Source organism: Aureimonas sp. Leaf427 (assembly GCF_001425485.1).
Taxonomy (GTDB): Bacteria; Pseudomonadota; Alphaproteobacteria; order Rhizobiales; family Rhizobiaceae; genus Plantimonas.
On record NZ_LMQW01000051.1, the window covers coordinates 327,272 to 339,643 of the forward strand.

The window sequence follows — 12,372 nt, forward strand, 5'->3', positions numbered from 1 at the left end:
AACGATGTTTCGCCGGGCCGCCACCGATTGGAACGTCGATGGACTGTGTCGCCCGGGCGGCGGAAGGCGCTGTCCCTTCGCCGCTTCGGCCTTTGGAGGAAAGACGAGATGACGACCCCCGGCTTCGAGACCCTTGCGGTTCACGCGGGCGCATCGCCCGATCCGGCGACCGGCGCGCGCGCGACGCCGATCTACCAGACGACGTCCTTCGTCTTCGACGACGTGGAACATGCGGCCGCGCTTTTCGGCCTTCAGCAGTTCGGCAATATCTACACCCGCATCATGAATCCGACCCAGGCCGTGCTCGAGGAGCGCGTCGCCGCCCTTGAGGGCGGCACGGCGGCCGTCGCGGTCGCCTCCGGCCATGCGGCTCAGCTTCTGGTCTTCCACGCCCTCTTGCAGCCGGGCGACGACTTCGTCGCCTCCCGCAAGCTCTACGGCGGCTCGATCAACCAGTTCACCCATGCGTTCAAGGGCTTCGACTGGCGGGTGAACTGGGCGGATCCTGCCGATCTTTCCACCTTCGAGGCCGCGATCGGCGAACGCACCAAGGCGATCTTCATCGAATCGATCGCCAATCCCGGCGGCATCGTGGTCGACATCGCCGGCATCGCCGAGATCGCCCATCGCCACGGCCTGCCGCTGATCGTCGACAACACGCTGGCCAGCCCCTACCTCTGCCGGCCGCTGGAGCATGGTGCGGACATCGTCGTCCATTCGCTGACGAAGTTCATGGGCGGCCACGGCAATTCCATGGGCGGCGTCATCGTGGACGGCGGCACGTTCGACTGGTCCGCCAGCGCGCGCTACCCGACGCTGTCCCAGCCCCGGCCCGAGTACAACGGCGTCGTTCTCCACGAGGCCTTCGGCAATTTCGCTTTCGCCATCGCCTGCCGCGTCCTCGGCCTCCGCGATCTCGGACCGGCGATCTCGCCCTTCAACGCCTTCCAGATCCTGACGGGCATCGAGACCCTGCCGCTTCGCATGCAGCGCCATTGCGAAAACGCGCAAGCAGTCGCCGAGCATCTCTCGGGCCACGAGAAGGTCGCCTGGGTCTCCTATGCCGGCCTGCCCGACGATCCCTGGCACGCGAACCAGCTAAAATTCGCGCCGAAGGGTGCCGGCGCCGTTCTGACCTTCGGGCTGAAGGGCGGCTACGAGGCGGGCGTCGCCTTCGTGCAGGGGCTGGAGCTCTTCTCCCACCTCGCCAATATCGGCGACACGCGCTCGCTGGTCATCCACCCGGCCTCCACGACCCACAAGCAGCTGACCGACGACCAGAAGGTCGTCGCGGGCGCGGGGCCCGACACGGTGCGCCTCTCCGTCGGCATCGAGAGCATCGAGGACATCCTCGCCGATCTCGACCAGGCGCTCGCGCGAACCTGAGCGAGGAGCGAGACTCATGTCCGACCGCATTTTCATCCTGGAACAGGCCGGCGAGCCCGAGCACGGCGCGCCGGCGGCGGACCGGATCGTCTCCGGCAACCCGACCAACCGGACCTGGAACATCGAGGACGACGGCCAGGGCCTCTATGCCGGCTACTGGGAATCGACGCCCGGCGAATGGCGCGTCGAATATGCGGAATGGGAGTTCTGCCACATCGTCTCCGGCCATTCCGTCATCACGGAGGAGGGCGGAGCGGAGACGGTGGTCAAGGCGGGAGACGCCTTCGTCCTCCGCCCCGGCTTCAAGGGCACCTGGCGGGTGATCGAGACGACGCTGAAGCACTACGTCATCAAGACCTGACGAGTGGTTCGGGACAAACGAAAACCCCGCATCCTCGAAGGAGGATGCGGGGTTCGTCATGTCTCGGTCTTCGGCTCTTAGCGGTCGATCTCGATGAGGATCTCGTTGCGCTTGAAGAGGCCGGGCGTCCAGGGCGGGTTGTAGAAGGCGTATTCCGGATCGCCCTTCTGCTTCAGGTTCTCGTCCGCGATGTAATTGTAGAGCAGCATCAGCTTCTTGGAGGCGAGCGAGGCCGTGAAGTTGCCGCTGAAGCGGATGGCGACGACACGCTTGGCCGGCACGTCCTTCAGCTTCACGTCGCCGGAGGCCGGCTGCGGCAGGGCGCCCTTGGTGAAGCGCTTGGGCATGACGAAGCGCACGGCCCAGCCGCGCGTCTGGCCCTCGGCCTCGGACAGCTGCTGCAGCACCGGCGCCGTCATCGGGATCTTCTTGCCCGAACGGTTGTTGGCGAAGATGTAGTCGGCGAGCGTCTCGAAGCCGACCCGGCGGGCCTTCTCGTGATAGCCGCTCTTCACGGTCTCGGCGACCACCATGGCGTCATAGTCGCGGATCTCGATGTCGCCGTCCTGGCGCACGACGTCGTAGTCCGGCTCTTCCGTGTGTTCGGAAACCTTCTTGGCGACGAAGTAGGCGGCGCCCGCGACGGCGACCGTGCCGCCGAGAACGGCCAGCGTGGTCAGGCCCGGACGATCGCGGAAATATTCGAGACGGCTGCGCGTGGCGAAGCCGCGGCTGAAGCTCGACCAGCGCGGCAGGCGCGCATCGGGGAGATCGATGTCGGACAGGCGCGAGCGCACGTCCGGCAGATCGTTGCGCAGGCCGTAGAGCGAGGAGCCCCAGCTGGAAACTTGGTTGCGCGCCGAGCGGTAGGTCGAGCGCGCGTCGTCGCTCGTCGGCAGGTGCCAGCCGGAGAAGAAGTCCGGGACGTAGCGCGAGATGCCGCTGGAATGGCCGGGCAGATGGCGCGCGATCGCCCGCCGGGCACGCTCGGGCGCCGATGGCGTCGGGTTCACCCGCTCGACCACGCGCTCCTCCAGATCGACGATCCGGTCGCCGATGTCGCTGAGGGCGTCCGAGATCCGTTCCAACGCGGTCGGCTTGTGTCCAAACATGGAGAACTCCTGGCTATCCGCGCCCGTCACTGGCGACCGCGCGGGAATAAGGAATGCGGACGGGTCCGCGCTCCGGGAAATGCCCTCTCAACGCGGCGTTCAAGGGTTGGTTGCGCAGGCGCAGCATCTTGGTCGCAGCCAAGCCTCGAACCTGAAACTTTTCGGTTCCGAAAGCATGATCGTCGAGGCCGTATGCAACCTTTACCCTTCGTATCGGTTTGCGCGGTATCAGGTTTTTCATGGCCTGATACTCCAGCCAGTTTTTGAGAGGGCGGCCTTCGAGCCGCCCCTTTTTTTGTCCGACGCTCCAGCGCTCTCGTCCGTCCGCGCAGACGTGCTACCTTCACCTACGTTTCCGCCAAATGCTTAGAACGGCACGCGGAATGTCACGGGAGGGACGACATGCAAGGTTCGACATCATTGCCACAGGTTTCGACCTCGCTCGGCGAACTCGGCGTCACAAAGTCGGCGACGACGGACGCATCGCCGGGCAAGGTCTGGTCCGCGATCGGCGATTTCGCCGGTATCGCGAAATGGCATCCGGCCATCCAGTCGGCCACGATCGAGGAGCGGGACGGGCAGACGCTTCGCCTCCTGGTCCTCAACGATGGTGCAACCGTCCTCGAAGCGCTCGTCGACTGGGACGATGCGGGCCGGAGCTACACCTATCGGATTCTCGACGGGGCAATGCCCGTGGACGGCTATATCTCCACCCTTTCCGTCACGGCCGATGGCGACGGCTCCCGGATCGAGTGGACATCGACCTTCGATGCCAAGGGTGTCAGCCGCGACGAGGCGACGGGCGTCATTTCCGCCGTCTACGAGTCCGGCCTCGCCGGGATCGTCGACGCGGTTTCCGCCTGATGAGAAACCAAGCGGCTCAGGCGGCTTCGGCGAAGCCGTCGAGCACGGTGCCGAGGCCGCGGTCGAGCCGGACGGGACTGCCGGAAAGAACGCGGCCGTCCGGCTGGGTCGAGAGCGTTTCGAGCGTGCGCGCCTGACGGTCGATCACAAGAGCGGTGAGCGTGCCGCTGGAATAGGCGCCCGTGTCGAGCGAGATGCGGTTCTCCGTCGCGACCGCGCGCGGCGGGCTCTGGATCGTATGCCCGTGGACGACGATGTGTCCGAGCGGTCCGACATGCTCCAGAAACCGCCGGCGAATGGTGAGGCAATCGCTCCGCGTCTGCTTCTCCAGGGAGCGCGAGGGATCGATGCCGGCATGAACGAAGACGAAGTCATCGTCGTATTCCATGATCGAGGCGAGGGTCAGCATCCTGTGATGATGGCCGAAGCGCTCGCGCAGACTCTTTCGCGCCACCTTCGGATTGGAGGGATCGACGCCGTAGGAGAGGAGGGTCTCGCGACCCCCCTGGTTCATCCAGAGCTGAAACCAGGATTCCTTGAAACTCTTCCCGTCGAAGAAGGACAGGAGGTAGTCGTCGTGATTGCCGAGGATCAGCCGCGACGTCGGCGAGCGGGCAAGCGTGTCCCGCACGAGATCGAGACAGGCGCGGCTGTCCGGCCCGCGATCGATGATGTCGCCGAGAAAGTAGATGCGATGCGTCCGGCCCGCCTGTGCCGCGTGGTCCTCAATCGCCTGCAGCAGGTCGGCGAGGAGATCGGCCCGCCCGTGGACGTCGCCGATGGCATAGAGAAGCGAACGATCCACCGCGCGCCCCTTATCCGTCGCAGAACCATCGTCCAAGCTATGGCGCCTGCCTGCGAAGGACAGGCCCAAACGATGCAAGAGCTTTGACAACAAACGGATTGGCCTTTCGCCGAGACGCTCGCGGAGGCGCAGGAGCCCGAGGTCTGAGGCCCGGCCGGATGGCACGAGCACACGACCCCGGATCGACGTGACGTTCGGCTCCGACAAGGACGATAATGGCTCCCGCCGTGAGGGGGAACGCGAAACGGCCGCCATCGCGAGATGCCGGCCGTGATCACGGAACGATCGAGGGTCGAGAGCATCCTCCCGCACCGCACGAGGACATGAAGGCTTTCGAACCGACTGGGTTGGGCACGATCGAGAACCGTCTGCAACGTCTCTCGAATGGGCCTGGCCGATCGACCGGGCGAGTCGGGGAGGATATCCGTCCCCGCTTGCGAGCGCGCCGCTGGACAGCGGCGGCTGTTCGATCAGTCGAGCGAGGCGCGGACCATCAGCGCTTCGACCGGCTCGACCGACAGGGTCTCGCCATCGCGCGAAATCTCGAGCTCCTGGGCGGCTTCGCCTTCGACCGGAACCGAGACCGTCACGGCCTGGCCATCGGCGAGCGTGGCGACGAAGCGGACGGGCGTGGCGCCCTCGCTGCCCGACAGAGTGGCAACGACGCGGAAGCCGCGGGCTTCCTTCGTGTAGTAGACGGAGCCGGTTGCTGCGGCGAGCTCGATCGTGTGACCGGCGAGGGGACGCAGGTCCTCGGCATGGGCAGCGCCGGCGGAGAGGAGAGCGGCGGTGGCGAAAAGCGCGGTCTTGATCATTGCGGACATCCTTAAAGAAAGAAGAATTCTCCTCCAAGGACAGTCATACACATTTACGCTGCACCGCACAATCAAGATCGCATCGAACCGCCCATCAAAGTTAGTTTCAAGCAAGATCAAGGACTTGATCGGTAAGCTCAGCTTTCGCAGTGCGAAAGTTAAGCTTAACGACGAGGCCTCGTTTCGAGCGTTTCGACGGCAACCGGCAAAGGGTCAGCGAGCAACGGGAAAGGCCGCATCGTAGGCCGCGACGGCGGCCTTGCCGCGCCGGATCACCTCGTCGGGCGCCATCCCCGCCTTGTAGAGGCTGGAGCCGAGGCCGAACGTGCGAACGCCGATCTCGGCGAACCCGGCGAAGTCGGCCTCCGACACGCCGCCGACGACGCCGACCGGAATATCCTTCGGCAGCACCGCCATGATCGCGGAAACGCCGGACCGGCCGAGAACGCCGGCGGGGAAGAACTTCAGCGCCGAGGCTCCGGCCGCGATGGCCTGGAAGGCCTCCGTCGGGGTGAAGACGCCGGGCATGGTCACCATGCCGTGCTCGCCGGCGCGCCGGATGACGGACGGATCGACGTTCGGGCTGACGAGCAGGCGCCCGCCCGCGTTCGCCAGACGATCGACCGACTCGGTCGAGAGAACCGTGCCCGCGCCAATCAGAACGCCTTCGGGCGCGAGCCGCGCCGCCAGCTCGATGGAGCGGAACGGCTCCGGCGAGTTCAGGGGGATCTCGATCGCTTCGAAGCCGGCCTCGATCAACCCGCCGACCACGGCCTCGGCATGGTCGGGTCCGATGCCGCGCAGGATCGCGACGAGGCTTCGTTTCAGCGTCGGCCAGATGATGCGGGGCGGGGAGGGCTGCGGAGTGGAACTCATGGCAAAGGCCTGTGTCTAAAGGGAGAAAGCTTGACGTGCTGCCGCAAGGAGGCCGCGCCGCACGGCGGCGTCCGCATCGGCCGCCTCGAAGGCGAAACCCGCGACGCCGAGAGCGGCCGAGTAGAGGTCGAGCATCGTGCCGGACGAGGCGAGGAGGATGCGCTCGGAGCCCGGGTGAAGCCGACGCGCGCCGGCCATTTCGAGCCCGATCACGAGCCCGGAAAGGCGCGCCGTCGTCTCCGCCGCCCCGGCACCCCCGAGAAGCCCGGCGGCGCGCAGCGCGAAGAGGCGGTTCAGCGTGAGGTCCGGCGCTTTCAGGCTCGCCTCCACGCCGGACGCGAAGGCATCGCGCTCGGACAGGACGTCGAGACCGGAATCCACGGCATGGCGCAGGATCGAGTGGCCGGCGAGGAGCGCGAAGACCTCGCCGGTCATGAAGGTGGAGAAGCCCGTGATGCGCCCGCCCTCGACCGAGACCCATTTGGAATGGGTGCCGGGCAGGCAGACGATCGCATCCGACTCCGCGGCGAGGCCGAGCACGATCGTCTCCTCGCCGCGCATGACGTCCGGCCGCCCGCCGGCCTTCTGCGCGACGCCGGGCAGGATGCGCACCTCGCGGGATAGGCCCTCCACCAGGATCGCGCCGGTCGCGAGGTCGCCCGGCGAGGCGGGGGTCTCGGCATAGGGCGCCTCGACCCAGCCCTGGCGGGCGCCCGCCATCCCGCAGACGATCGCGGGAAGAGCCGGGTCCGCCCCAAGCGCCTCGAGATGGCCGTCGAGAATGGCCGCGAAGCCCGTCTCGGCCGCGACCTGCATGCCTTCGCGGCTGCGGCGCTCGCCGAGCACCGCGCCGTCCGGCCCGAGCAGCCAGATGCGAAGGCTCGACGTGCCCCAGTCGACCGCCGCGCAGACGGCGTCCTTCGGCGACTGCGCGGCAGCCATCAGTGGTTGTCGCGCGGCAGACCCATGGTCTGTGCGATCCGCTGATAGGCGATGGCCGGCTCCAGCACGGCGCCGGTCGACAGCTGGCCGACGATGCCGCGCTGGATTTCCTGCCAGGGTGTCTGGTTGGCGGGATACTTGTAGCCGCCGCTGGCGAGCAGCGCCTTGCGGCGCTCTTCCAGCTCCTCGTCGGAGATCAGGATGTTCGCCGTGCCCTTGCCGATGTCGATCCGCACGCGGTCGCCGGTCTGCAGGAGCGCGAGCCCGCCGCCGGTCGCCGCTTCCGGCGAGGCGTTGAGGATCGAGGGCGAGCCGGACGTGCCGGACTGGCGCCCGTCGCCGATGCAGGCGAGGGAGGAGATGCCGCGCTCCAGAAGATAGTTCGGCGCGCGCATGTTCACGACCTCGGCCGCGCCGGGATAGCCGATCGGGCCGGCGCCGCGCATGAAGAGGACGCAATGCTCGTCGATCGCCAGCTCCGGATCGTCGATCCGGTGGTGATAGTCCTCCGGCCCGTCGAACACGATCGCCCGGCCCTCGAAAGCGTCGGGATCGGCCGCATTGGCGAGATAGCGCGCGCGGAACTCCGGCGAGATCACCGAGAGCTTCATGATGGCGCTGTCGAAGAGGTTGCCGCGCAGAACGCGGAAGCCGGCATGCGTCTTGATCGGGCTGTCGAAGGGCCGGATGACCTTCTCGTCCTCGATCCGCGCGTTGCGGCAGTTGTCGCCGATCGACTTGCCGTTGACGGTCGGGGCGTCCTCGTGGATCAGCCCTTGCGTCATCAGCTGCGCGACGACGGCCGGAACGCCGCCGGCATGATAGTAGTCCTCGCCGAGATATTCGCCGGCGGGCTGGAGATTGACCAGAAGCGGGATCTCTTCGCCGTAGGTCTGCCAGTCGTCGATGTCGAGTTCGACGCCGACATGGCGGGCGAGGGCGTTCAGATGGATCGGCGCGTTGGTGGAGCCGCCGATGGCCGAGTTCACGCGGATCGCGTTGATGAAGCTGTCGCGCGTCAGGATGTCGGAGGGCTTGAGGTCCTCGTGCACCATGTCGACGATGCGCTTGCCCGTGAGATACGAAATCTCCTGGCGGTCGCGATAGGGCGCGGGAATGGCGGCCGAGCCCGGCAGCTGCATGCCGAGCGCCTCGGCGAGCGAGTTCATCGTCGTCGCAGTGCCCATCGTGTTGCAATAGCCGGTCGAGGGCGCGGAGGAAGCGACGAGCTTGATGAAGCCCTGATAGTCGATCTCGCCCTTGGCCATCAGCTCGCGCGCCTTCCAGACGATCGTGCCCGAACCCGTGCGCTCGCCACGGAACCAGCCGTTCAGCATCGGGCCGACGGAGAGCGCGATGGCGGGAATGTTCACGGTCGCCGCCGCCATGAGGCAGGCGGGCGTCGTCTTGTCGCAGCCGATGGTGAGCACGACGCCGTCCAGCGGATAGCCGTAGAGCACTTCTACCAGCGCAAGATAGGCGAGGTTGCGGTCGAGGCCGGCGGTCGGACGCTTGCCCGTCTCCTGGATCGGATGGACCGGAAACTCCAGCGGAATGCCGCCGGCCTCCCGGATGCCGTCGCGAACGCGCTTGGCGAGCTCCAGGTGATGTCGGTTGCAGGGAGAGAGGTCCGAGCCGGTCTGCGCGATGCCGATGATCGGCATGCCCGACTGAAGCTCCTCCAGGCTGAGGCCGAAGTTGAGGTAGCGCTCCAGATAGAGCGCCGTCATGTCGGTGTTGGCGGGATTGTCGAACCAGGAGCGCGAGCGCAGGGGTTTGACGTTGTCGGTCTTCTTCAGCATCGGGGTTCAGCTTCCTGCGAGAATGAAAGGGATGGGTGCGATCGGTTATTCGAAGGGTTCGACGATCTCGCGGCGACCGAGCAGGAACGCATCCGCGACATGGGCGAGGGGCGAGAGGTCGACGTCGGAGCGGCCGGAGCCGATAAGCTTCACGAAGTGTTCGTAGATACCGGCATACTCCGCATCCGGCTCTTCGGAAACGACTTTGCCGTCGATCGACAGGACGCTGCCGCCGCGCGAGAGCGTCAGGCGGCCCTTGTCGGCGACGATCGTGACGTCCCAGGTCTGCGGCCCCGTCTGGCGCCAGTCGAACTCCGCCGTCACGGGAACGCCGGCGCTGTCGCGGAAGGAAAGGTCCGCGGCGATCGGCTGGGCCCGGTTGGCAGGGAAGAACAGCGTCGAGCGTTCCAGGAACATGCGCCGCGGCAGGACGGCCGTCACGATCGACAGGGCGTTGATGCCGGGATCGAAGACGCCGAGGCCGCCGGCCTCCCAGATCCAGTCCTGGCCGGGATGCCAGTGGCGCACGTCCTCCTTCCACTCGACATGGACGCTCTCGATCGTCGCGTCCGCCGCCCAGGCCTTCGCGGGCGCAACGGCAGGCGCGAAGCGGGAGTGCCATGTGGCGAAGAGCGTGACGCCCGCAGCCTCGGCCGCCTCCAAGAGGGGCGCGATCTCGGAGACCGTCGCGCCCGGCGGCTTCTCCAGAAGAACATGCTTGCCCGCCTGAAGCGCGAGCAGCGCATCGCCATGGCGCACCTGGGGCGGCGTGCAGAGGGAGACGGCGTCGAGCTCGACGCCGGACTCAAGCATCTCGGCGAGCGAGCGGAAATGCGGGACGCCCTCGACGGAGGCGTGGCGGCTCGCGCTCGCGACGATCGAGATGCCGCCGGTCTTGGCGATGGAGGGAATGTGCTGGTCGCGGGCGATCTTGCCGACGCCGACGATCCCGAGGCGAATGTCCGTCATGTCAGGTTGTCTCTCCGGGAAAGCGCCTCGAGAGGCGACTCCATCTGGTTGTCTCGGAAGGAGTTCAGCGTGCGGCCGGCCTCCTCCACGTAAAGGGCCGACACCACGTCCTCGAAGGCGCTCTCGATGAGGCGGCGCATGAAGAGGGCGGCGGCCTCGCCGTCGCCGCGCTTGATGGCGTCGTGCACGCGGCCGTGCTGGCGAACCGTCTCCTCCTGCGGATTTTGCCGCCAGCTGAGCGAGAAGGAGATGGACAGGCTGCGCTCGATCATCGTGCCGAGCGAGCGCAGGATCGAGTTTCCCGTCGCCTCCAGCACGATCCGGTGGAAGGCGAGGTCGGCGACGATCAGCTCGCGCGAGCCCCGCGGATTCTCGGCCATGGCGCGAAGCGCCTCGCCGAGGCGAACGAGTTGCTCGGGCGTGATGCGCGAGGCGGCCAGCCGCGCCGCGTCTGGCTCGTTGATGAGGCGCATCTCGTAGAGCGCTTCCACGAAGGGACGCCGGTTGGAGGAGACGAGGTGCCAGCGCATGACGTCGGCATCCAGCATGTTCCAGTCGATGGCCTCGCGCACCCGCGTTCCGACCTTCGGTCCGACGGTCACGAGACCCTTGGCGGCCAGATGCCGGATGGCCTCTCGCACGACGGTGCGCGAGACGCCGTACTGGCTCTGGATCTCGGCCTCGGTCGGCAGGGCCGAGCCGGCCGCAAGCTCGCCCGATGTGATCTTGCAGCCGATGTCGGCGGCAAGGCTCATCGTGCGGTTCGGCTTCTCGCCGACCTCCTCGCGTCGTCCCGATTTTTGCTGCACGTGGTCCGTTATCCGGATTCTCTCCCAATGATCCGATCATTGACCAAGCTGCGCCGATTGGCAATCCGCATCCGGGCGATTCACCATCTTTGATACGATCAATGGCGCGAGAGCCTCTTGACTCCGATCGTGAACCTGATGATGGTCCCGACACTTGCCGAGGCGCCGTCCAGGATCGGAGGCATCGCGGGCTCCAGGAGCCTCGCGACGATAGGTGGACGGACGGCAGAGCCGGAGCGGGAAGGATCGTCGAGACGGTGTTTTGAAGGTGCAGCCGGGCGGGCAAGGCGTCCCTTGGTGCATCTGCGGCCGGAGCGACAGGGTTTCACCAGGGAGAGACATATGAAATCGTTGAAGCTGCTTCTGGCCGGCGCCGTGTTCGGCATGGCCGCTCTGTCCTCGTCCGCTTTCGCGCAGGACAAGGGCACCGTCGGCGTCGCCATGCCGACCAAGTCCTCCGCCCGCTGGATCGCGGACGGCGACAACATGGTCAAGGCGCTGGAGGCCAAGGGCTACAAGGCCGATCTCCAGTATGCCGAGGACGACATCCCGACCCAGCTCAGCCAGGTCGAGAACATGGTCACGAAGGGCGCCAAGGTCCTCGTCATCGCCTCGATCGACGGCACGACGCTGACCGACGTGCTCCAGCAGGCCGCCGATGCCGGCATCAAGGTCATCGCCTACGATCGCCTCATCAAGAACTCGCCGAACGTCGACTACTATGCGACCTTCGACAACTTCCAGGTCGGCGTGCTGCAGGCTCAGACGATCGAGAAGGGTCTCGATCTGAAGACCGCGGCCGGTCCGTTCAACATCGAGCTCTTCGGCGGCTCCCCGGACGACAACAACGCCTTCTTCTTCTATGACGGCGCCATGAGCGTGCTGCAGCCCTACATCGACAGCGGCAAGCTCGTCGTCCAGTCCGGCCAGACCGGCATGGAGAAGGTCGGCACGCTGCGCTGGGACCCGGCGACCGCGCAGGCCCGAATGGATAACATCCTCTCGGCCAACTACACCGACAAGAAGGTCGACGCGGTCCTGTCGCCCTACGACGGCCTTTCGATCGGCATCATCTCCTCGCTGAAGGGCGTCGGCTACGGCTCGGGCGATCTCAAGATGCCCATCGTTTCCGGCCAGGACGCGGAAGTCCAGTCGGCGAAGTCGATCCTCGCCGGCGAGCAGTACTCGACGATCTACAAGGACACCCGCGAACTCGCCAAGGTCACCGTCGACATGGTCGACGCCATGGCCGCCGGCACCGAGGTGAAGGTCAACGACACCAAGACCTACAACAACGGCGTCAAGGTCGTTCCGTCCTACCTCTTGAAGCCCGTCGCGGTCGACAAGTCCAACCTCGAGGAAGTCCTCGTCGGCGGCGGCTACTACACGGCCGACCAGCTGAAGTAAGACCGACACCGGTCGAATGGCTCGGGGTGCCCGTTGGTGCCCCGAGCCATCCATTTTCCGATCCATGTCGCCCGCCGGGCCCGATCGCGAACGCAGCTCCTGCCCGCCGGCCGGGCACGTTCTGGTGATCGGGCGGGCAGGGCGCATCGCAGACCTTGTTCCGGCGTCTGAAATGCCGGATCTGAGACATGCAGGATGCTCGTCAAGCGAGCGAGTTCGGTGGG

12 protein-coding genes are annotated in these 12,372 nt (G+C 66.5%); 4 read left to right on the forward strand and 8 right to left on the reverse strand.

What is annotated here, in order from left to right:
• The first annotated feature begins 108 nt into the window (after positions 1-108).
• Positions 109-1,386, forward strand: coding sequence for an O-acetylhomoserine aminocarboxypropyltransferase (locus ASG62_RS22265; RefSeq protein WP_056690581.1), 1,278 nt, complete (start codon positions 109-111; stop codon positions 1,384-1,386).
• 16 nt (positions 1,387-1,402) lie between these two features.
• Positions 1,403-1,747: a cupin domain-containing protein gene (locus ASG62_RS22270; RefSeq protein ID WP_056690583.1), complete on the forward strand. Its 345-nt coding sequence runs from the start codon at positions 1,403-1,405 to the stop codon at positions 1,745-1,747.
• 77 nt (positions 1,748-1,824) lie between these two features.
• Here ASG62_RS22270 and ASG62_RS22275 read toward each other — a convergent pair whose 3' ends face one another.
• The gene (locus ASG62_RS22275) at positions 1,825-2,859 is read right to left on the reverse strand and encodes an SOUL family heme-binding protein (protein WP_056690584.1); all 1,035 of its coding nucleotides are present in this window, start codon (positions 2,857-2,859) and stop codon (positions 1,825-1,827) included.
• 420 nt (positions 2,860-3,279) lie between these two features.
• On the opposite strand from ASG62_RS22275, the gene ASG62_RS22280 reads away from it, so the two are divergent.
• Entirely contained in the window at positions 3,280-3,723 is a 444-nt protein-coding gene (locus ASG62_RS22280) for an SRPBCC family protein (RefSeq protein WP_056690586.1), read from the forward strand.
• 16 nt (positions 3,724-3,739) lie between these two features.
• Here the strand turns inward: ASG62_RS22280 and ASG62_RS22285 are convergent, their stop codons facing one another.
• The 7 genes from ASG62_RS22285 to ASG62_RS22315 form a co-directional block, all read right to left on the reverse strand.
• On the reverse strand, positions 3,740-4,528 hold the full coding sequence (locus tag ASG62_RS22285; protein WP_056690587.1) for a metallophosphoesterase family protein: 789 nt from the start codon (positions 4,526-4,528) through the stop codon (positions 3,740-3,742).
• Between the two features lie 470 nt (positions 4,529-4,998).
• Positions 4,999-5,343 carry a hypothetical protein gene (locus ASG62_RS22290; RefSeq protein WP_056690589.1) on the reverse strand — a complete coding sequence of 115 codons (345 nt, stop codon included), beginning with the start codon at positions 5,341-5,343 and terminating at the stop codon, positions 4,999-5,001.
• 213 nt (positions 5,344-5,556) lie between these two features.
• Positions 5,557-6,219: a 2-dehydro-3-deoxy-6-phosphogalactonate aldolase gene (locus ASG62_RS22295; protein WP_056690592.1), complete on the reverse strand. Its 663-nt coding sequence runs from the start codon at positions 6,217-6,219 to the stop codon at positions 5,557-5,559.
• 15 nt (positions 6,220-6,234) lie between these two features.
• Positions 6,235-7,161, reverse strand: coding sequence for a 2-dehydro-3-deoxygalactonokinase (locus ASG62_RS22300; protein WP_056690595.1), 927 nt, complete (start codon positions 7,159-7,161; stop codon positions 6,235-6,237).
• Complete coding sequence (locus ASG62_RS22305) at positions 7,161-8,963, reverse strand: IlvD/Edd family dehydratase (protein ID WP_056690597.1); 1,803 nt, start codon at positions 8,961-8,963, stop codon at positions 7,161-7,163. Before ASG62_RS22305 ends, ASG62_RS22300 begins: the two co-directional genes overlap by 1 nt.
• A gap of 45 nt (positions 8,964-9,008) precedes the next feature.
• Entirely contained in the window at positions 9,009-9,932 is a 924-nt protein-coding gene (locus tag ASG62_RS22310; RefSeq protein WP_057180587.1) for a Gfo/Idh/MocA family protein, read from the reverse strand.
• Positions 9,929-10,741 carry a FadR/GntR family transcriptional regulator gene (locus ASG62_RS22315; RefSeq protein WP_244487475.1) on the reverse strand — a complete coding sequence of 271 codons (813 nt, stop codon included), beginning with the start codon at positions 10,739-10,741 and terminating at the stop codon, positions 9,929-9,931. Before ASG62_RS22315 ends, ASG62_RS22310 begins: the two co-directional genes overlap by 4 nt.
• Before the next feature lie 342 nt (positions 10,742-11,083).
• Between ASG62_RS22315 and chvE the strand changes: the two genes are divergently transcribed.
• Entirely contained in the window at positions 11,084-12,148 is a 1,065-nt protein-coding gene (gene chvE, locus ASG62_RS22320; protein WP_056690598.1) for a multiple monosaccharide ABC transporter substrate-binding protein, read from the forward strand.
• The last annotated feature ends 224 nt before the right edge of the window (positions 12,149-12,372 follow it).